The organism is Streptomyces sp. NPDC028910 (assembly GCF_055564955.1).
Genome location: NZ_JBVHVF010000025.1, coordinates 1 through 18,899 on the forward strand (window position 1 = coordinate 1; position 18,899 = coordinate 18,899).

Annotated in this window: 23 protein-coding genes and 1 pseudogene; 7 read left to right on the forward strand and 17 right to left on the reverse strand. The window is 69.8% G+C overall.

What is annotated here, in order from left to right; translation table 11 throughout:
• Positions 1 to 180 precede the first annotated feature (180 nt).
• From ACZ4TV_RS26135 to ACZ4TV_RS26145, 3 genes are all read left to right on the forward strand, one after another.
• Positions 181 to 549, forward strand: coding sequence for a DUF192 domain-containing protein (locus ACZ4TV_RS26135; RefSeq protein ID WP_468137349.1), 369 nt, complete (start codon positions 181 to 183; stop codon positions 547 to 549).
• A gap of 59 nt (positions 550 to 608) precedes the next feature.
• Positions 609 to 1,226, forward strand: coding sequence for an SMI1/KNR4 family protein (locus tag ACZ4TV_RS26140; RefSeq protein WP_468137351.1), 618 nt, complete (start codon positions 609 to 611; stop codon positions 1,224 to 1,226).
• Positions 1,227 to 1,511: 285 nt separating this feature from the next.
• A complete protein-coding gene (locus ACZ4TV_RS26145) occupies positions 1,512 to 2,798 on the forward strand; it encodes an extracellular solute-binding protein (protein ID WP_468137353.1) in 1,287 nt (428 codons plus the stop codon).
• A gap of 189 nt (positions 2,799 to 2,987) precedes the next feature.
• Here the strand turns inward: ACZ4TV_RS26145 and ACZ4TV_RS26150 are convergent, their stop codons facing one another.
• Entirely contained in the window at positions 2,988 to 3,614 is a 627-nt protein-coding gene (locus ACZ4TV_RS26150) for a hypothetical protein (RefSeq protein WP_468137355.1), read from the reverse strand.
• A gap of 176 nt (positions 3,615 to 3,790) precedes the next feature.
• Here ACZ4TV_RS26150 and ACZ4TV_RS26155 point away from each other — a divergent pair.
• A pseudogene (locus ACZ4TV_RS26155) lies at positions 3,791 to 3,916 on the forward strand (serine hydrolase); the annotation flags it as partial.
• Between the two features lie 40 nt (positions 3,917 to 3,956).
• On the opposite strand, the gene ACZ4TV_RS26160 reads toward ACZ4TV_RS26155, so the two are convergent.
• The 3 genes from ACZ4TV_RS26160 to ACZ4TV_RS26170 form a co-directional block, all read right to left on the reverse strand.
• Positions 3,957 to 4,286, reverse strand: a complete 330-nt coding sequence (locus ACZ4TV_RS26160) for a nuclear transport factor 2 family protein (RefSeq protein WP_468137357.1) — start codon at positions 4,284 to 4,286, stop codon at positions 3,957 to 3,959.
• A 129-nt stretch (positions 4,287 to 4,415) separates the two neighbouring features.
• Positions 4,416 to 5,249, reverse strand: a complete 834-nt coding sequence (locus tag ACZ4TV_RS26165) for a polysaccharide deacetylase family protein (RefSeq protein ID WP_468137358.1) — start codon at positions 5,247 to 5,249, stop codon at positions 4,416 to 4,418.
• A 195-nt stretch (positions 5,250 to 5,444) separates the two neighbouring features.
• Positions 5,445 to 7,103: an MDR family MFS transporter gene (locus tag ACZ4TV_RS26170; protein ID WP_468137359.1), complete on the reverse strand. Its 1,659-nt coding sequence runs from the start codon at positions 7,101 to 7,103 to the stop codon at positions 5,445 to 5,447.
• Positions 7,104 to 7,253: 150 nt separating this feature from the next.
• Between ACZ4TV_RS26170 and ACZ4TV_RS26175 the strand changes: the two genes are divergently transcribed.
• On the forward strand, positions 7,254 to 7,832 hold the full coding sequence (locus ACZ4TV_RS26175) for a TetR/AcrR family transcriptional regulator (protein ID WP_468137360.1): 579 nt from the start codon (positions 7,254 to 7,256) through the stop codon (positions 7,830 to 7,832).
• Positions 7,833 to 8,006: 174 nt separating this feature from the next.
• On the opposite strand, the gene ACZ4TV_RS26180 is transcribed toward ACZ4TV_RS26175, so the two are convergent.
• Positions 8,007 to 8,510: an ATP-binding protein gene (locus tag ACZ4TV_RS26180; RefSeq protein ID WP_468137361.1), complete on the reverse strand. Its 504-nt coding sequence runs from the start codon at positions 8,508 to 8,510 to the stop codon at positions 8,007 to 8,009.
• Positions 8,511 to 8,746: 236 nt separating this feature from the next.
• Here ACZ4TV_RS26180 and ACZ4TV_RS26185 point away from each other — a divergent pair, with 236 nt between their 5' ends.
• Both ACZ4TV_RS26185 and ACZ4TV_RS26190 read left to right on the forward strand, forming a co-directional pair.
• Positions 8,747 to 9,598 carry a helix-turn-helix domain-containing protein gene (locus ACZ4TV_RS26185; RefSeq protein ID WP_468137362.1) on the forward strand — a complete coding sequence of 284 codons (852 nt, stop codon included), beginning with the start codon at positions 8,747 to 8,749 and terminating at the stop codon, positions 9,596 to 9,598.
• A 9-nt stretch (positions 9,599 to 9,607) separates the two neighbouring features.
• A complete protein-coding gene (locus ACZ4TV_RS26190; RefSeq protein ID WP_468137363.1) occupies positions 9,608 to 9,805 on the forward strand; it encodes a hypothetical protein in 198 nt (65 codons plus the stop codon).
• Positions 9,806 to 9,831: 26 nt separating this feature from the next.
• Here the strand turns inward: ACZ4TV_RS26190 and ACZ4TV_RS26195 are convergent, their stop codons facing one another.
• From ACZ4TV_RS26195 to ACZ4TV_RS26250, 12 genes are all read right to left on the reverse strand, one after another.
• A complete protein-coding gene (locus tag ACZ4TV_RS26195) occupies positions 9,832 to 10,608 on the reverse strand; it encodes a class I SAM-dependent methyltransferase (protein ID WP_468137364.1) in 777 nt (258 codons plus the stop codon).
• 96 nt (positions 10,609 to 10,704) lie between these two features.
• On the reverse strand, positions 10,705 to 11,346 hold the full coding sequence (locus tag ACZ4TV_RS26200) for an OmpA family protein (RefSeq protein ID WP_468137365.1): 642 nt from the start codon (positions 11,344 to 11,346) through the stop codon (positions 10,705 to 10,707).
• Positions 11,347 to 11,350: 4 nt separating this feature from the next.
• Positions 11,351 to 11,728, reverse strand: coding sequence for a hypothetical protein (locus tag ACZ4TV_RS26205; protein WP_468137367.1), 378 nt, complete (start codon positions 11,726 to 11,728; stop codon positions 11,351 to 11,353).
• A gap of 243 nt (positions 11,729 to 11,971) precedes the next feature.
• Positions 11,972 to 12,598: a pilus assembly protein TadG-related protein gene (locus tag ACZ4TV_RS26210; protein ID WP_468137368.1), complete on the reverse strand. Its 627-nt coding sequence runs from the start codon at positions 12,596 to 12,598 to the stop codon at positions 11,972 to 11,974.
• Positions 12,595 to 12,843, reverse strand: coding sequence for a hypothetical protein (locus ACZ4TV_RS26215; RefSeq protein WP_468137370.1), 249 nt, complete (start codon positions 12,841 to 12,843; stop codon positions 12,595 to 12,597). The genes ACZ4TV_RS26210 and ACZ4TV_RS26215 overlap by 4 nt, the downstream gene beginning before the upstream one ends.
• Positions 12,844 to 12,953: 110 nt before the next feature.
• On the reverse strand, positions 12,954 to 13,646 hold the full coding sequence (locus ACZ4TV_RS26220) for a response regulator (protein WP_468137372.1): 693 nt from the start codon (positions 13,644 to 13,646) through the stop codon (positions 12,954 to 12,956).
• Positions 13,647 to 13,649: 3 nt separating this feature from the next.
• On the reverse strand, positions 13,650 to 14,543 hold the full coding sequence (locus ACZ4TV_RS26225) for a DUF5936 domain-containing protein (RefSeq protein WP_468137374.1): 894 nt from the start codon (positions 14,541 to 14,543) through the stop codon (positions 13,650 to 13,652).
• A 16-nt stretch (positions 14,544 to 14,559) separates the two neighbouring features.
• A complete protein-coding gene (locus tag ACZ4TV_RS26230; RefSeq protein ID WP_468137375.1) occupies positions 14,560 to 15,498 on the reverse strand; it encodes a type II secretion system F family protein in 939 nt (312 codons plus the stop codon).
• Positions 15,495 to 16,877, reverse strand: coding sequence for a CpaF family protein (locus ACZ4TV_RS26235; RefSeq protein WP_468137376.1), 1,383 nt, complete (start codon positions 16,875 to 16,877; stop codon positions 15,495 to 15,497). Before ACZ4TV_RS26235 ends, ACZ4TV_RS26230 begins: the two co-directional genes overlap by 4 nt.
• Positions 16,874 to 17,209, reverse strand: coding sequence for a TadE/TadG family type IV pilus assembly protein (locus ACZ4TV_RS26240; protein ID WP_468137378.1), 336 nt, complete (start codon positions 17,207 to 17,209; stop codon positions 16,874 to 16,876). The genes ACZ4TV_RS26235 and ACZ4TV_RS26240 overlap by 4 nt, the downstream gene beginning before the upstream one ends.
• A 61-nt stretch (positions 17,210 to 17,270) precedes the next feature.
• Positions 17,271 to 17,630 (reverse strand): TadE/TadG family type IV pilus assembly protein, encoded by a 360-nt coding sequence (locus ACZ4TV_RS26245; RefSeq protein ID WP_468137379.1) that lies wholly within the window; start codon positions 17,628 to 17,630, stop codon positions 17,271 to 17,273.
• Between the two features lie 3 nt (positions 17,631 to 17,633).
• Positions 17,634 to 18,899 carry an AAA family ATPase gene (locus ACZ4TV_RS26250; RefSeq protein ID WP_468137381.1) on the reverse strand — a complete coding sequence of 422 codons (1,266 nt, stop codon included), beginning with the start codon at positions 18,897 to 18,899 and terminating at the stop codon, positions 17,634 to 17,636.

Genomic DNA, 18,899 nt, shown 5'->3' on the forward strand with positions numbered 1-18,899 from the left:
GCCGGGCACAATCCAGCCCCGCCGGCGTTTGAGGCGCGGGGTCCGGGGCGGAGCCCCGCTCTTTTCAGCCCCGCCGGCGTTTGAGGCGCGGGGTCCGGGGCGGAGCCCCGGGAAACGGAGAAAGGGCGGGGCGGGGACCAGCTCCGCGCAGCGGCGCCCCGCCCCCCTAGGCTGGCCGGCATGACGAACTGGCAGGACGGCACCGGCACCCTGCGAATCGGCGCAGACCGCATCCCCTTGGAGGTCGCCGCCTCCTACACCGCCAGGACCCGCGGCCTCCTCGGCCGCGACGGAATCGACGGGGCGATGCTCCTGACCCCGGCGGCGAGCGTGCACACCTTCCGCATGCGGTTCGCGATCGACGTGGCGTACCTCGACCGGAACCTCGACGTGCTCGCCGTGGTCACCATGCCCCCCGGCCGGCTCGGGCTGCCCCGGCTCCGCTCCCGCCACGTCCTGGAGGCGGCGGCCGGCGCCATGGCCGGCTGGGGGCTGCGCGTCGGAACCACCCTGGAAGTGGATGTACCCGGACGTCTCACACGCGGCTAGGCGCCACCTCTTCCCGGCAGTAGGTTGGGGCGGTTGAGCTGGGGCAACAGGGGAGCGGCATGACGGAGAACGCGCGGATCAAGGCGCTGGAGCAGATCATGCCGGCGACGCACGGCGCCGACGAGGACATCGACTGGCAGGCGGCCGAGGCGGCCTGGGGGACCCGGTTCCCGGCGGATTTCGTCGCGTTCATGGGCCGCTTCGGCGCGGGCTCCATCAACGGCGAGGCCAGCATCCTGCTGCCGCTGCCCAAGCCCGGACTCCAGTGGGACCCGGCCGGGATGGCCGAGGAGACCGACAACGTCCGGCAGGCCTGGGAGGCGGAGGGCGGCCGTTCCGCCTTCGACGTGGACCCGGAGTCGATCATCGCCTGGGGCGTCACCGGCGGGTCGGACATCCTGTGCTGGCTGACCTCCGACCCCGACCCGGACCGGTGGCCGGTCCTGGTCTGCGGGCGGCACACCGCCGACTCCTTCGCGGTGTATCCGTACGGCATGGCCGAATTCCTCTACCGGCTCTGCTCCGACGAGTTCGACGTGAGCCCCGTCAGCATCACCTTCTGGGACGGCGGCCACCTCAGCTTCGTGCACTGGCGCAAGGCCCAGCGCCGGTGGCAGGAGGGCCGCAACCCGGAGACGGGCGAGCCCGACCCGTACGCCGGCGAGTTCGCCGACTAGCCGACCGGAGGCCCGGTCGACCGGCCGTAGCCGCACAACAGCCCGTTCCGTGACCGGAAACGGGCTTTTCGGCATGTCTACGCGCGTCCCCTTCGCCGATCACATATGGGAAAACACCAGCCGGAAAAGCCGTACTTGGAGCATTGAACACAAGGGCGGCCCCACTGGAATCAACCACCCCGCCCTCAGGAGAGAATTCCGGCCAACGGGCCATCGAGGGACACCGCAGCCCGGAGCAACTCATAAGTAATAACGGGATCCAAAGAAAATCAGGGGAATACACCCGTGCGACGAAGAATCTTCAGCTCGGCCGCCACCACGGTCGTGCTCGGCCTGCTGATACCTCTGACCGGATGCGGTGGTTCCGGAGCCGGTGCAGGTGACGGCGGTACGCTGCATCTGGTCGCCGCCGAATACGGCGACACTCCGGCCACCAGTTCCAAGGCCTTCTGGGACAAGCTGACGGCCGATTTCACCGCGGCGCACCCCGGAATCAAGGTGGAGGTCAAGCTCCTGCCGTGGGCCGACATCGACCGCGAGGTCTCCCGCATGGTCAAGGCCGGCAAGGCGCCGGATGTCGCGCTCATGGGCTCTTACTCGGACTTCGCCGCCCAGGGCAAGCTCTATCCCGCGGACGAACTCCTCTCGGTCACCGCCGAGGCGAATTTTCTCCAGCCGCTCGCCGATGCCGGTACCGTCGGCAACACCCTCTACGGTCTGCCCTTCGTGGCGAGCAGCCGTCTCCTCTTCTACAACGAGGCGCTCTTCAGCAAGGCCGGCATCAAGGAAGCGCCCAAGACCTGGTCCGAACTCAAGGCCGCCTCCAAGGCGCTCAAGGACAAGGGCGTGAAGTACCCGTACGCCCTTCCCCTGGGGCCCGAGGAGGCGCACGCCGAGGCGATGATCTGGGAGCTGAGCAACGGCGGCGGCTACGCCGACAGCAGCGGCAACTACAGCCTGGCCTCCGACCAGAACATCCACACCTGGCGCTGGGTCAAGGAGAACATGGTCGCCTCCGGCCTGACCGGCCCCACCCAGCCGTCCCAGCTGAACCGCGCCGACGCCTTCGCCGCCTTCCTGCGCGGCGAGGTCGGCATGCTCAACGGCTACCCCTCGCTCGCCCACGAGGCGCGCGCCAAGGGCATCGGCGTCGGCACCACCAGCATGCCCGTGTCGGACAACCTGGGTACCGGGGAGATCCCGCCGGCGGTCGGCGTGGCCGACTGGATGATGGCGTTCAAGCAGAACGGAAAGCGGGCGGAGATCAGCGTGTTCCTGGACTTCATCTACCAGGACAAGAACCTGTCGGACTTCGCCGGCCGCTACCACTTGCTGCCGTCCACCGTCACCGCCTCGCGCACCCCGGCCGGCGGCGGCCTGGACAAGAACGACCAGCAGTTCCTGAACGCGCTGCGCGGCGCCCAGCTCTACCCGGTCAACGACCCGTCCTGGCTGACGGTCAGCGACACCATCAAGCGCAACATCGGGCGCGCCCTGGAACCGGGCACCGACCCGAAGAACGTCCTCGAGGACATCGCGTCGCAGGCCGCCCAGGCCTCCAAGAAGCACTGAAAAGCCCCTCGACACGGGGCCTTCGCACCCTGCCGCAGACCACCCCGTGCGGCACCATGGCCACTACGGCACTTGATCCAAGGCCGCGGCCCAGTCGCCCGCCGAGCACTCACGAGGTGCGCGGGGCGGCCGGCCCCAGCGAGACCCTCTACAGGCCCTCACCAGACCTCGCCAGAGCTCATCAGACCCTCAGCGTTGCTGTCCGTGGTCCGAGGCGAACGCCGTCCGGTACTGCTCGCAGCTGGAGTTCCAGCGCAGCGTGCCCGTGAGCGTCCCGTAGCCCGAGCGCGTGACCGACCACTCCACCGTGTACTCGCCGGTGTCACACGCGATCCGCTTGCTGCCCGCGACCTTCTCGCGCCCGGTCGCCGGCTTCCCGGTCAGCTCCTTGCGCACCTCCCCCGCCTTGGCCCCCTTGGGGGTCCGCAGCACCGCGTGCACGACGATCGGGTGCTCGCCCTCCTTGACCGTCACCGCCTTCTTCACCACCGTCGAGTCCGACACCGCCCAGGCGAACTCGTACGAGGGCTGCCACGCCAGGGTCTTCGGGTCGGGGACCTGACGCTCGTACTCCGGCGCGCCCGCCGGGCCGGGGCGGGTGACCGTCTTGTACTGGACCCCGGGGTGGAAGCGGAATTGCCCCTCCACCTTGTGCATCTCGTCCTTGGTCCACAGGGACTTCATGGTCTTCTCGCCGCCTGCCGGGTCCTGGAGGTACGCCGTTGCCTCCGCGGCGGTGGCCGGCTGGACGAGGGCGGGTGCGAGGGCCGCCGCGGCGGTGGCGAGGGCGAAAGCGGCGATGCGTGTGTGCTTCATGCCCGGACCAACGGGCCCTCCGGCGGGCCGGAACGACACGGGGCGCCCTTTCACCCGTACGGGAGTGCTCCCGTCCCGGAATACCAGATGATCAACTGCCGTTGGGCGTAGTCAGATACGACGATGCGATCTCCGGGGGGATCCGGCGCGGACACCCTGAGCGGGGTCTACTCGATCAGCCCGGGACGGCGTACGGCTACCACGCCTTCGTGATCGGCGCGCTGACGGGCGAGGTGGTGCGGCGGGCGACGGGGAAGTCGCTCCAGGAGGTGTACGAGGAGCGGGTGCGGTCTGACGGCGGCGGTGCTGAAGGTGGCCCGGGCGCTGTGACCCGGGCCCCGCTCAAGCCTGGCCGGTCTCGAAGCGGCTGATCCGCCCGCCGCCGGGGGCGATGGTGAAGCGCCAGGCGGTGCGCATCACGCCCCAGGTGTCGTTGCGGTAGTCGACGACGAGGGAGCGGCCGCCGTCGGACTCGGACTGGACGTCCATGTGGCCGGTGGATTCGAAGATCTCCCGGTCGATCCACTCGTGGAGGTCGCGGTCGGAGCCGTCGTCGGACATGGTCGCGTCGGCGGTCAGGAGCGCGAGGAAGGCGTCCTTGTCGTGCGCGTTGACCGCGGTGACGAGGGCGCCGACGACGGGGTCGGACAGTTTGCCGGGGGCGATGGTCACAGGAGCCTCCTGGTCGGGCGTGCGTACGTCCGTGCCCGACCAGGGAACAACGCGGGCGGGTCCGCGTGGTCGACCCTCACCCGTTCGCCGGGTGGACGGCGTGTCCGGACGGCGTGTCCGGACGGCGGATCAGGGGGTGTCGGGGGCCGTGCGGACCGGGAAGCCGGTCGGCCGGCCCTGCTCCTTCAGCCAGGCCAGCACCTGGTCGAGGGCCTCGACGGTCTGCGCGCGGTTGCCGCCGCCGTCGTGGAAGAGCACGGTCGGGCCGTTGCCCATCTCGCGCTTGACGGCGTCGACGATGGCGCCCGCGCCCGGCTTGTCGAAGTCTTTGGTGTCGACGTTCCAGCCGAGTGGGCGCATGCCGTTCGCGGCCGCGATGCGCCGGCTGTCGGGGGTGAACGCGCCGCCGGGGGCGCGGTAGTACTCGACCTTCGCGCCGCTGCCCGCGGCTTCCTCGATCAGCTTCTTCGCGTCCAGGATCTGCTGCTCCTGGTAGGCGACGGGCTTCTTGTCCATGGCCGTGTCGTGGTCCATGGTGTGGTCGCAGAGCCGGTGGCCGGACGCGACCACCTTCTTCACCAGGTCGGGGTGGGCCTTGGCCTGCGGCCCCACCATGCAGAAGGTCGCCTTGACGTCGTGCTTCCGGAGTACGTCCAGCACCTTGGGGGTCCAGCGGGGGTCGGGGCCGTCATCGATGGTGATGTTGACCGCGTTCGCGCCGCTCTCCGACGCGTGGGCTATGCCCTCGGGTATTCGCGGCGGCTGCTGCGCCGGCTGACCGCCGTCGCCCCGGCCGGAGTTGTCGGTGCCCTTCGGCCCGGACACGTTCTGCTGGGCCGCGGTGCTGTCCGGTTCCACCAGGGTCGTCACGCCCCACACCGTCGCCGCCACAGCGGCGGCCGAGGCCACGACGGCGGCACCGGCCCGGACGCCCTTCGTGTGCGCACGCGCCAAGAACCCCATGAACTGCCCCTCCCCGTCCGCTGCGTGAGCGTTCTGTGGATCAGGACGTGCGTCGCCGGCGAGAGGTTCCCGTCAATTGCCCAATAAAGTCTGCGTAATGGGACGAGTGGGACTGATGGGACTTTGGCGTCTACGGGAAGAGCCCGGCCCCGGTGGATCCGTTCGTCCACCGGGGCCGGGCTGTCGCGAGGGGGGTCAGCGCGCTACGGACTCCTGCGGAGCCGGGGCGCCCTTGTCGCTGTCCGCAGCGCTGCGGACAGCGCTGTCGGGCGCGCCGCCCGCGCCGTCCGCGCCGTCCGCGCCGCCGTCCGCGCCGCCGGCCGGGGCCGGGCCCGCGCCCCGGAGCGGGACCTCCTTGACGAACCAGGCGGCAGCGAAGCCCAGTACGGCGATGGCCGCGCCGAGCAGGAACGCGGAGTGCGTGCCGGCGGCCACCGCGTGCTGGTAGGCGTCGCGTACGGCCTCGGGCAGCTTCGCCAGGCTCGCGGCGTCCAGCTGGGCTGAGCCCGCCGCGCCCGCGGCCTCCGGGCCCAGGCGGTCGGACATGGTGTCCGTGACCCGGGTGGTGAAGAGGGAGCCCATCAGGGCCACGCCGAAGGAACCGCCGAGCGTACGGAACAGGGTCGCCGAGGAGGAGGCGACTCCCATGTCCTTCATGTCGACGCTGTTCTGCGCGACCAGCATGGTGATCTGCATCAGGAAGCCGAGGCCGGCGCCGAGGACGGCCATGTAGAGACCCGACACGAGGCGGGTGGTGCCGGTGTCCATCGTCGCGAGCAGGAAGAGCCCGACGACCATGAGCGCGCCGCCTACGATCGGGAAGATCTTGTACTTGCCGCTGTTGGTGGTGACGCGGCCCGCGATCAGCGAGACGACCATCATCGAGAGCAGCAGGGGCAGCAGGAGCAGGCCGGAGTTGGTGGCGGAGGCGCCCTGCACCGACTGCTGGAACAGCGGGAGGTAGAGCACGGCGCCGAACATCGCGAAGCCGACGAGGAAACCGATCACGGACATGAGGGTGAAGTTGCGGCTGCGGAAGATGTGCAGCGGCATGACCGGCTCGGCCGCCTTGGTCTCGGCGTAGAGGAAGCCGGCGGTCGACAGCACGCCGACGGCGACGAGGCCGAGTATCTCGCCCGAACCCCAGGCGTACTCGGTGCCGCCCCAAGTCGTGACGAGCACGGTGGAGGTGATGGCGACCGTCAGCAGCGCCGCGCCCAGGTAGTCGATCTTCGGGCGCTCCGCCTGCGCCGGCTTCTTGGGCAGGTGCAGCACGGCGGTCACCATGGCGAGCGCCACGGCGCCGAGCGGCAGGTTGATGTAGAAGGACCAGCGCCAGCCCATGTGGTCGGTGATGGTGCCGCCGACGAGCGGGCCACCGATCATGGCGAGGGCCATCACGCCGGCCATCATGCCCTGGTACTTGCCGCGCTCACGGGGCGGGATCAGGTCGCCGATGATCGCCATCACGCCGACCATCAGACCGCCGGCGCCGAGGCCCTGGATCGCGCGGAAGCCGATCAGCTGCCCCATGTCCTGGGCCATGCCGCTGAGCACGGAGCCGATCAGGAAGATGACGATCGAGGTGAGGAAGGAGCCCTTCCGCCCGTACATGTCGCCGATCTTGCCCCAGATGGGGGTGGAGGCGGCGGTGGCCAGCGTGTAGGCGGTGACCACCCAGGAGAGGTGTTCCAGGCCGCCGAGCTCGCCGACGATCGTGGGCATCGCGGTGCCTATGATCATGTTGTCGAGCATGGCCAGCAGCATCGCGATCATGAGCGCCATGAGGACGACCCGTACGCTGCGCGGTTTCACCTCCTCGGAGCTCTCCGCAGGTTTGACCGTTTCCACCATGTCACTCCCCCTGGCCCTGCCACTTCGGCGCTTCGGCACTTCGGCACTTCTTCTCACACCGGGCACTTACTTGCCGACCGGCTAGTTCACTACACTGGGGACGGTAGACCCGTAACTAGCCGGGCGTCAAGTAAGTAAGTGGGGAGAGTCATGTCCAGCAGCAGTCCGCAGCGCCGCCGTGGCGACACGCGTCAGCGCATCCAGGACGTCGCACTGGAGCTCTTCGTCGAGCAGGGGTACGAGAAGACGTCGCTGCGCGAGATCGCGGAGCGGCTGGAGGTCACGAAGGCGGCGCTGTACTACCACTTCAAGACCAAGGAAGACATCATCATCAGCCTCTTCGAGGACCTGACGCGGCCCATCGACGAGCTGATCGCATGGGCGGAGGAGCAGCCGCGCACCCTGGAGACCAAGCGCGAGGTGCTGCGGCGCTACAGCGAGGCGATGGCGGCGGGCGCCGCGCTGTACCGCTTCATGCAGGAGAACCAGGCGACGACGCGTGAGCTGAGCATCGGCGAGACGGTGAAGAAGCGGCTCTTCACGCTGGTGGAACTGCTCCGCACGCAGGACGGCCCGCTGACGGACCAGGTCCGCTGCGTCAGCGCGCTGTTCACGCTGCACGCCGGGATGATGTTCCTCCAGCACGTGGAGGGCGACCCGGAGGAAACCCGCCTGGCGGCCCTGGAGGTCGCGACGGACCTCATCACCCAGGCCCACCACCAGGGGTGACCCGCCGCGTCAGCTGCCCGTCGGCACCGGGGTGGTGGCGGACCAGAAGTCGTCCTGCACGTCCGGGCGCTGGGGGTACGGGGTGGTGCGCACCTGCCCCGAACCGGCGCGGCGGGCCCGCGAGGTGGCCGAGCGGCTCGTCCAGGCGAGGCCCGCGGCCCCTGATCCCTCCGGTCAGGCGCGGAGGTAGTCTGCCGCCCCGCGCCGGGGCAGACTCGCCCAGGTCCGGGTCCCGCCGCCCGGCTCGCGCGACTCCCCAAAGCCCCAGGCCCCGCCGCACGACCGCACCACCGCGGCCATGAGCCGCAGGGCGACGCGCCGCCGCGCCTCGCAGTGGGCGGCGAGCCGGGGGTGGGCGTGGGGCGCGTGCCCGTCGTAGACGGTCAGCCGGAGGCAGTCGTCGCGGTAGCGGACGGACAGGTACAGGCTCCGCCCGGGATCCAAGTGCCAGGCGGCGGCGATGAGTTCACCGGTGACCTGCACGGCGGCCGGCGCGAGCGGATCGAGCCGGTACGCGTGCAGGACGGACCGTACGGCGGACCGCGCGATCTGCGAGCTGTACGGGGCGCCGGGCACGGTGAGGCTGTAGGTCAGCGTGTCGAGCGCGGGGGGCTCGTCCCCGGCAGGTTCGGGCGGGGACACGGGGCAGGCGGTGAAGGGGTGGGTGGGCATGGACATCGCGGACTCCCTGGTCGAGGTGACTACGGCGAGTTCGGCGCGCACGGGTGGCTGACGCGGGCGGGAAGCGTGGCTCGTCGCCGAGGCCCGAGGCATGCTGCGGCGATGCACTTCAACTCCCCTGCGTGAGCGGTGCGTTACTAACCGTAGCGCGAGCCTTGGTCAATTGGCCAGTTGGATGAGGGATTTGGGCCAACTCGTGGTCCCGCCGCTCTGGGACACGTCAGACTGCACCCATGCCTCCCCGGACATCACCAACAGAGCGACGCAAGCGGCTGGGCGCGGAGTTGCGCAAGATGAGGCTCGCGGCCGACGTGTCCGCCGAATCGGCAGCCGGGCTGCTCGGCGTCGACCGTTCGAAGGTCTCGGCCATCGAGCAGGGCGTACGGACCATCAGCGAGGAGCGGTTGCGGGCGCTGGCGTGCCACTGCAAGTGTGCGGACGAGCCGTACATCAGCGCCCTGATCGAGATGGCTCAGCCCCGGCAGCGGGGGTGGTGGGAGCGCTACAGGGGCGTCCTGCCCGCAGCCCTGCTCGACATCGCGGAGCTGGAGGCGCACTCGACCCGCATCCGGTACGCGCAGTCGGTTCACCTCCCCGGAATGCTCCAGACCAGTGACCACGCGCTGGCGATCTTCCGCCTGGTCATTCCCGAGCTGCCGGAACAGCAGGTGGCCGTGCGGCTGGCCCACCGGCTGGAGCGGCAGCGATTGCTGGACGGCGACTCGCCGCCGGAGTACGCGGGCGTGATTCACGAAGCGGCTCTGCGGATGCGGTTCGGCAGCCGGGAAGTGCGCCGGGCTCAGCTTGAGTACTTGCTGCACATGTCGGAACGGGACACCATCACCTTGCTGGTCCTGCCGTTCGAGGCGGGCGGATTCCCTGGAGCCGGACAAACGGTCAACTACCTGGAGGGGCCCGTTCCTCGGCTCGACACCGTGCAGGTGGACAGCACCCATGGACCCGAATTCGTCCATGCCGAGGCGCAGCTCGCGAAGTACCGTACGCATCTGGACTGGATGGAGCGCATCAGCCTGTCCCCCAGCGAATCTCGGGACTTCATCCACAACTTGGCGCGCGAGATCTGAGGAGATCCAATGGCCGACATCACCTGGGAAGACGCGTTCTGCGGCGAGGGATCGAGCTGCTACCGATTCGGGGTGGACGGAGCGGGCAACAGCTACATCGCCATCGCCGGCCAGGAGGACACGTACCTCACCGACACGGCGGAAGCCCTCCGCCAGCTGATCCGGGACATCAAGGCGGGCAAGGCCGACCACCTCCTGGCCGACTAGGTTCCGTACGGCGGACCACACAGAACCTAGTCGTCCCCCGAGCCCGCAGCCGACGGCGGTACCTCGACGACGAAGAACAGGAAGCTGACTTTGGTCGAAAGGGCAGGGAAGTCGTCGGGGAACAGCTCACGGGCGGCTGGGTCGGGCTGCGGCTCGCTGATGACGGCAAGGCGGAAACCGGCGGTGGTGAAGGCATCGGTCATCGCGTGCAACGGCTTGCGCCAGAACCTCATCGGGACGGACTGCCCGTTGAACGTCCAGTCGAAGGTGTAGCTGGTGGTCGCGAAATAGTCGGGCCGGGGATCCTTGATCGCGTAGGCCACGAAGGGGTGGTCCACCGACGCGATCAGCCGGCCACCGGGCCTGAGCACGCGCCGCAACTCGGCCAGCGTCGGCCCCCAGTCCTCCAGGTAGTGCAGCACCAGTGACGCGACCACGTCGTCGAACGCACCGTCGGCGAACGGCAGGCGGTCGCTCAGGTCGACCACGTGCAGGGCCACGTCGTCACCGAGCCGCCGCCTGGCCAACGCCAGCATCCCGGCGCTGGCGTCGATGCCGGTGACGACGGCACCTCGGTCGCGTAGGGCAGCGGACAGGGGGCCTGAGCCACAGCCGGCGTCCAGGATCCGACGGCCGGCCACGTCTCCGGCGAGGGCCAATATCGCGGGCCGCTCGTAGTACGCGTTCACGAGGTTGTTCTCGTTCTCCGCCGAGTACGCCTCGGCGAAACTGTCGTAGTCGTTCACCCGGGCCTGAGCTGCGGGCTGGGCGAGACTCTCGGGCACGTCGGTTACGCGTTCCATCGCCGGAGCCTACCGGTCACATGATCTGCCGGACAGGAACTCGTGCTGCTGGCCCATGGGGAGGACTGCGGCGGCCGAGTGCCGGCGCACAGTCTCCTAGCCGCCCGCGCTGCGGGGGAAGGTGATCTCGACGCGGCGGTTCTTCTTGCGGCCTTCCTCCGTGCTGTTGTCGGCGATCGGGTAGTCCTCGCTGTACCCGCGGACGTCGAAGACGACGGAGGGGTTGGTGACGGTCTTGGCCAGCTCCGCCTGCACGGCGTCGGCGCGCTGCTTGGACAGCTCCTTGCCGTGCTCGTAGCTGCCCTGGTCGTCGGTGAACCCGAAGACGCGGACGCGGGTGGCCTTCTGCGTGTTGATCTCGGCGGCGATGGCTTGTATCCGCGCGGCGGCCTGCGCGTTGAACACGGCGCTGTTCTCGGGGAACAGCACCTCGGACTGCAGCGCCATCATGACGGTCTGGTTGGTCTCCTGCCGCCGCTGCTCCCCGCCGAGGTCTTCGACGACCTCGGCGATGTCGAGCACCTTGACGGGTGCGAGCGTTCCGCCCTGCGGGATCTTCAGGCCGGGGGAGTTGGAGTCGATCGCCACGGGCGCGGAGGCGGATGGCTCGGTGCCGGGGGGTACGGATGGCTTGACGTCATCGGCGTACGCGGTGCTGGCTCCGATGAGGTGCCCTCCGGCAATGACGAGGCCGGCGACGGCCGTCGCGGCGGCGGTGGTGTGGTGGCGTGTTGTCATGGGGTCACCCGGAGATCTTGAGACCGGCCGATGCAAAGGTCGGAAAGTTGAACTCGACCTCGCTGGTGCTCGCGGGAGGCGCTGGGAACTGAGCGAAGAAGGGAATGGATTGACCGGCTTCGATGATGACCACTCCTGTGGTGCACAGGCATCGCCCCTCTGTGTCGCGGAGCACGTAATACCTCTTCTTGCCCACCTTGTCGACCAGGTTGACTCCAGCGACCGACACGCCGCTCGCATTCAGTTCATTACCGCGCCAGGCGGCCGTGTTACCGAAGGCCTTTTCCCCAGTGTTCTTGATCTGTCCACTGACGGTTAGGAACCCACCGGCGTCTCGAGCTGCCGCATTGATGGTAAGGACCATGCCGGCTTCGCCGTTCATGGTGGCGAGTACCTGAGGCGGAGCAGAGGACTCACTCCCGCTTGCCGATGGCTGGGGCCGCGCGCCTGCATCTGCGCTCTTGTTGGCCGTCGGGGTGCCCTGAGGCGCTTTGCCTTGGCCGTCACCCCCACATCCGGCCAAGGTAAGGACCAACCCCGCCGCAACCGCAGCGGCCGCTCCCCCGCGGACCTTTACCGTGTACCGAACGCTCATCTAAGCAGCTTCCTTGTCTCTCGTTCGCTGTCAGCCAGCAAGTCGCACGTCGAACAGGCTTCGCGCCAGCGTGCCCCATGGATCCGGGTTCAGAGGGTCGAATTTGATGGTCTTCCCTCCCTTGCACTTGATGACGGCTGGGCTCCCTGCCGAAGAACCGGTCGGCGCAGGAACCGGAGTGGCCGAAGGGGCTGGAGCAGGACCCAGCTCACATCGCGGCACGACCTCTGCCACGGCCTTGGCCTTGCCATGCATGTCCCGAGTTCCTGGCACGACCGAATCTCCGACGACGCCGTCGGTGGTCACCTCGACTGTGAAGCGCAGCCAAGACCGTGAACACGTCCCCTCCGCATCGTTCAGTCGAGCGAAGTCCTCAGCCGCTCTGCAAGCCACCTCTAAGTCGAGGGACTTCCCATCCAGGACATCCCGCCAGTCCTCAGGCTCGAGCGTCGCGAGGTCCAATCGCGGCAGCAGATTGTCGCGAGCTTCCCGAGCCGCCGCCAAGGCGGCCGCATCGGCCGCTCCCTGCGCATCGCTGCGGACAACGGCCGCTTGGCCGAACGCGAAGAACGCGAGCGCAGCAAAGACCATCCCGACCACGACCATCGCATAGAGCGGGAAGACCTGGCCGTGATCATTCGGCTTCCGCGAATTCAACTGCCGGCGGTGAGGTTTGCGATCGCCGTCGTGATGCGGCCCACGATGGCCGTACCGATACCCGTACCGACCATCGCGCCGATGATCACGACGACCACCAAGATGATGCCCAGGTATTCGAAGGCGGTCTGGCCGCGGTCCCGGGCCGGGTGGCGCTGGCGGAGCCTTGTCGTGGTCGTGTCCGCCCAGCCGTTCACCCTGATCCGCGCCTCCACGGCGGCCTTCAGCAGCGTGTTGTGTGACATGGGGGTTCCCTCCCGGGCCGGTACCGGTGTCGATCTGCGGACGGTACGGCGAGTCACCAGTCGTCACCAAGGGTCCCGGGACCCAATTACGGACCCACTGCGCACTCCGTCTACCCATGACCGGACACTCCTGGACGGGCGGTTCCCAGCCAGCGGGCTATCGCCTCGCTGCGCGTGGCGCTCTGGAGCTTCGCGAAGATGCGGTTGATGTGGTTCTTGACCGTCTTCTCGCTGATGAAGCAGGCGGCCGCGATCTGCTGATTGCTCATCCCGGACGCGATCAGATCCATGATCTCCACCTCCCGGGAACTCAGCCCGAAGACAACAGAGTTGTGCATCCGCTCAGAAGACTGTGCCATACCGCGTTGCGGATGCGAAGAGGCTCGGAGTTCCGCGAGGAGCGCGCTCGCCGCCGTCGGGGTGAAGTGGGGGCGGCCCAGCGGGACGTCACGTACCGCCCGCAGCAGCTCGTCCGTCGTGAACTCGCCGTGCACGAGGTAGCCCCCGGCGCCCAACAGCAGGGCCTCGCGGACGATTTCGGCTTCCCTGCTGTACGTCAGCATCAGCACGGGAGCCAGCTGCACCAGGTGCGGCAACGCGGAGATCCCGTCCACGCCCGGCATCCGGACGTCCAGCAGGATGACGTCCGGCGCGTGCCGGCGGGTCAGGCTCAGCGCCTCGCGGCCGTCCGCCGCCTGCGCTATGACGTCGAGGTCCTCGGCCGTGCCCAGGATGGCCGCCAGGCCCGTCCTGATGACCGGGTTGCCATCGGCGATGAGCACGCTCAGTCGCGGTCCCGCCATGGCTCAGCCACCCCCGAACAGTGCGCCGAAGTCGACGTTCGCGCCGTAGACGAAGCCGCAGACCAGAAGGATCAAGGTGCCGGGCAGCATGAACATGGTGACCGCGAAGGTGGCTTTCGGGACGGCGCGGGCCGCGCGGCGGCGGGCGTTCTGGGCGTCCGTACGGCGCATGTCCTCGGCGATGGCGATCAGCGTGTCCACGATCGGGGAGCCGAGCTCCTCGCCCTGCTGGAGGGCCGTCACGAACTGCGCGACCTGTTCGCTGTCATTGCGCCGGCGCAGCTCGTCGAAGGCCTGGCGGCGGCTGACGCCCATGTCCATCTGCTGGAGCGTGATGCGGATCTCGTCCGCCCACGGGCCCTCGTACTTGTCCGCCACCCGGTCCAGCGCCTGCCGGAAGCCCAGCCCCGCGCTCACCACCACGGCGAGGACGTCCAGGAAGTCGGGCAGGGTCCGCTCGATGTGGTCGCGGCGGACCCTGATGGCCGACCACAGGCCGGCCTCGATCCAGAACAGGCCGAAGGCCACCATGAGCAGGGCGGCGACCAGCTGGCCGTTGATCAGCATGGAGAAGGCGCCCACGGCGCCCAGCGCCCCGTACACCGCCCGCCGGGCCGCGTACCGGTCGATCGTCAGCCCGGCCGGGTTGCCCGCCATGTCGATCTGGCGGCGCTTGCGGGCGACCCTGGTCGGGCCCATCGCGCCGAGGACCAGCGGCGCCCAGCGGATGCCCATGCGGTCGACGAGCGAGCCGACCGCCGTCGTACGGGTGGCTCCCACCTCCAGGGCGAGCGCGAGGTCCGTGGGCAGTTTCACGTCCGCGCGGTAGAGGCGGATGCCGTGGAAGGCGCCGAAGACCGACAGGGCCACGGCGAGTGCGAGAAGGAGTCCCGTCATCGTCCCGTCCGCCCCCTCACACGTCGATCTTCGACAGGCGGCGGATGAGGAGGAAGCCCAGGGCGAAGAGGCCGAGGGCGACGAGAACGGCCGTCTGGCCGAGGAACGCCCCCGTCATCCGGTCCAGGGCGCCCGGCATCATCATGTCGACCAGCAGCAGCGAGCCGAGCCCGATGGACGGCACGAGGTACGCCGTCACCGTCACCTGGGACAGCTGGGTGCGGATCTCGCGACGGGTCTCCTTGCGCTGCTCCAGCGTCACCGTGAGGTTGCGCAGGCTCTCCACGATCGCGCCGCCCGCGCGGGCGGACAGGACGAGGGTGGAGACCAGGACGACCAGTTCGCGTGAGGGGAGGCGCTCGGTGAGCTCGCCGAGCGACTCCTCGATGGAGTGGCCCACGGCGAGGCGGTCGGCGACGCGCGCGAGTTCCTCGCCCGCCGGGGCCTCCAGCTCCTCGGCCGCCATGCCGATGGCCGTACGCAGGGCCAGCCCGGCCTGGGTGGCGTTGGCGAGGATGCGGGCCAGGTCGGGGAGCTGGTTGATGAACCGTTCCGTGCGCCGCGCGCGCTGCCAGTTGAGGAACGCGTTCGCCGCCCAGACGCCGATCGCGCCCGCCACCGGACCGAAGAACGGCGCGAGGAGGGAGGACGCGACGAGCCAGACGCCCGCGATGGAACCCAGCATGTAGACGAAGAACTCGCCCGGCGTGAGGTCCAGGCCGGTGGTCGCCAGCTTCAGCTCGATGCGCCGGCCGAGCTTCGTCGTGCGCAGCCGCCGGTCGACGGCCCGGAAGCGGCGCCGGCGGCCCAGGGGCTCCGGCATCGCGCTCGCCGCGAGGCGCTCGATGAGGGCGGCGCGCTGGGCCCGCCCGGCGGCGTACGCCTGGAGGCCGGCGACGACGAGCACGCAGGCCAGCAGCGTGGCGCCGAGGGTGAGGAGGATGAGTGGGTTCACAGGGCGGTCCGAGTGATGCGGGCGGTGAGGGGGTCGTCCGGCAGCGCGTCCGGCAGTGCGTCCCGCTGTGCGTCCGGCAGCGCGACGCCGAAGGCCTGCGGGATCGGCTGGTTGTTCATGTAGAGGCGTTCCGCGATGCGGCGCGGCAGCGGGTAGTACTCGAAGTAGCCGTGGACGCGGCCGTCGGGCCCCATGGGCCGGGCCGCGAAGCGGCAGACCGTCGTGATCCTGAACGGTTCGCGGCCGTGCGATTCGAGGATGGAGATCTCCGTGACGCGGCGCGTTCCGTCGCCGAAGCGGGTGAGCTGGACGATGACGTTGACGGCGCTGTTGATCTGGTCCTGCAGCGCTTCGAAGGGGACCTCCACCTCGGACATCGAGGCGAGGGTCTGCAGACGCATCAGCGCGTCCTCGGCACTGTTCGCGTGGACGGTGGCGAGGGAGCCGTCGTGGCCGGTGGACATCGCCTGGAGCATGTCGAGGGTCTCGCCGCCGCGGACCTCGCCGACGATGATGCGGTCGGGGCGCATGCGCAGGGAGTTGCGTACGAGGTCGCGGATGGTGATCTGCCCCTTGCCCTCGACGTTCGCGGGGCGGGATTCGAGGCGGATCACGTGCGCCTGCTGGAGCTGGAGTTCGGCCGAGTCCTCGATGGTGATGATGCGCTCGCCCTCCGGGATCAGGCCGGAGAGTGCGTTGAGGAGGGTGGTCTTGCCGGTGCCGGTGGCGCCCGAGACGATCACGTTCATCTTCGCCTGGACCAGGCCCGACAGGAGGAGCAGCATCTGCTCGTCCAGGGAGCCGAGGGCGATCATCTCGTGCAGGGTGAAGGCGCGCGGGAAGCGGCGGATGGTGAGCGTGGCACCCGTCAGGGAGAGCGGCGGAATGATGACGTTGACGCGCTCACCACTGGGAAGGCGTGCGTCGACCATCGGATTGGCCTCGTCCACCCGGCGGTTGACGGTGGATACGATGCGCTCGATGGTCTGCATCAGCTGCTCGTGCGAGGCGAAGCGGATGGGGAGCTGCTCGACGCGGCCGGCGCGCTCGACGAAGATCTGGTCGGGGCCGTTGACCATGATCTCGGAGATCGAGGCGTCTTCGAGCAGCGGTTCCAGCACGCCGAGCCCGAGGGCCTCGTCGACGACCCGGCGGATCAGCTGCGCGCGCTCGACGGTGGAGAGGACGGGTCCTTCGCGGCTGATGATGTGGCCGAGTACGCGCTCCAGCCGCGCCCGGCGCTCGGCGGGCGCGAGCGCGGACATCTCGGCGAGGTCGATCTCCTCCAGCAGCTTGCCGCGGTACGAGGAGACCAGCCGGCCGTCCTCGCGCGGGCTGTTGTGCTCGTCGGGGGTGTTGACCCGGGAACGCAGGCTCATGGTCCGGTCACCTCTGGGTCGTCGTTGGGCATGACCGCCGTGGCCCTGGCGTCCTCGATGTCGAGCCCGGGGATGATCGCATTGATGGGGATGGTGGCCACGGCGGTGACGGCGTCGTCGTTCTTGGTCACGCTGACGACCGCTCCGAGCCCTTCCCTGACGGCCGCCACGCCCGCCGCCTCCCCGCCACTGCCGTGACGGGCCTCCACGCGCGCCGCCGTGCGCGCGGCGGTGTCCGCCTGCTCGTGGACGTACGCCACCCAGCCCAGCTGGATCCCGCACAGCGCGACGAACAGCAGGATCGGCACGAAGCCGATGTACTCCAGGGCCACTTGACCCCGGTCGGATCGACCCCGGCCGGAGCGGATGCGCCGCCTCATGTCACTCCGCATGTCACTCCGCCTCCCTCTCCATCGCCGCGCCGCCCGTGCCGTCGATCGAGCCGAAGTCGAGTCCCGGGTACAGGACGGGGACCTTGAGCGTCACCGTCGCCTTGTAGAGGTCCCCGGACCTTCCGCAGTCCACCCGGAGGTTCCAGGCCTCCCCGATGTGCTGCCTCGCCGCCGCCGCGCACGCGTCGGGCCCCTTCACCGCCCCCGCCCGCGCCGCCTCGTCCGCCGCGTTCCCCGCCAGCGAGAACGCGTAGCCGATCAGTACGCACTCCCACACCGCCGCCACGAGCAGCAGGATCAGCGGGACCATGCCGGCGAACTCGATCGCCACCTGGCCCCGGTCCCCTCCGCGCGACGGCATGCGTCAGCCCTCCCGGCCGCGGCGCAGGCGCGAGACGGGGCCGGAGGCGCGGAGCGTCAGGGCCGTGCCCGGGGCGGGCGCCGGGGTGTCCGGGGCCGAGAGCAGGCCCAGTTCGCCCGCCAGCGTCCACAGGGCCTGTTTCACCGTCGAGCGGTTGTCCAGGTCCTGCACCCGGCCCGCGTCCACGACCGCCTGCAGTTCCTTGAAGGCCGCCGGGACCGGGGTGCGCGTGGCGCGGGTCTTGGTGATCTTCTCGATCAGGGCGGGCTGGATCTCCGTGTGCTTGCTCCAGCGGTTGACGACCATCGCCGTGTCCTCCGCCTTGCGCACCTGGAGGCGTTCCCACATCCGGACCATCCGCTTCGCCGCCCGCACCGCGACCACGTCCGGGGTGGTGACCAGCACCGCCACGTCCGCCATCTCCACCGCGGCGGCGTTCGCGCCGGTCACCTGGGTACCGCAGTCGATGACGACGAGTTCGTAGCGGCTGCGCAGGGCTCCGACGATGTGCCGGGCGGCCCGCTCGTCGACCTCCTCGCCGCGCTCGCCGTCCGCCGGGGCGAGCAGCAGCGCGAGGCCCGTGCGGTCGTCGTAGACCGCGTCCTGGAGGACCCGGGGCGAGATGTCCTGGATCCCGGCGAGGTCGGCGATGGAACGCCGGAACTGCACGTCGAGGTACGAGCCCACGTCGCCCGCCTGGAGGTCCATGTCGACCAGTGCGGTACGCCGTCCCGAGGCGGCGGCGGCCAGCGCGAACTGCACGGCGGTGAAGGTGGCGCCCACGCCGCCCTTGGCTCCGGTGACGGTGACCACCCGGCCGCCCGGCCCCGTGAAGACGTCGGCGGCAGCGCCCCTGCCCAGGTGGCGGCGTACGCCCACGGACCACTGGGCGGCGGCCTGGACGCGGGCGGCCAACTCCTCGTAGGAGAGCGGGAGGCCGATCAGCCCGCGGGCGCCCGAGTCCATCGCGGCGGAGAACAGCGCCGGGCCGGCGTCCGAGGAGACCAGTACGACGCCCACCGCCGGGAAGCGCAGGGCGACCTCCCGGATGAGCTCCAGCGCGGGCACGGGGCCGATCCGCTCGTGGACGAGGACGACCTCGGGGAGTTCGTCGATGGAGTCGGCGGCCAGCCGGGCCAGGGTGTCGAGCAGGGTCGTGGAGTCGGGGACGGGGGCGGCCGGCTCCGCCGACGGGAGCTGGCTCAGCAGGGTCACGATGGCGCGCGCGGCGTCCGGGTCGCCGGCCGCGGGGAGGATTCGGGTGGTCAT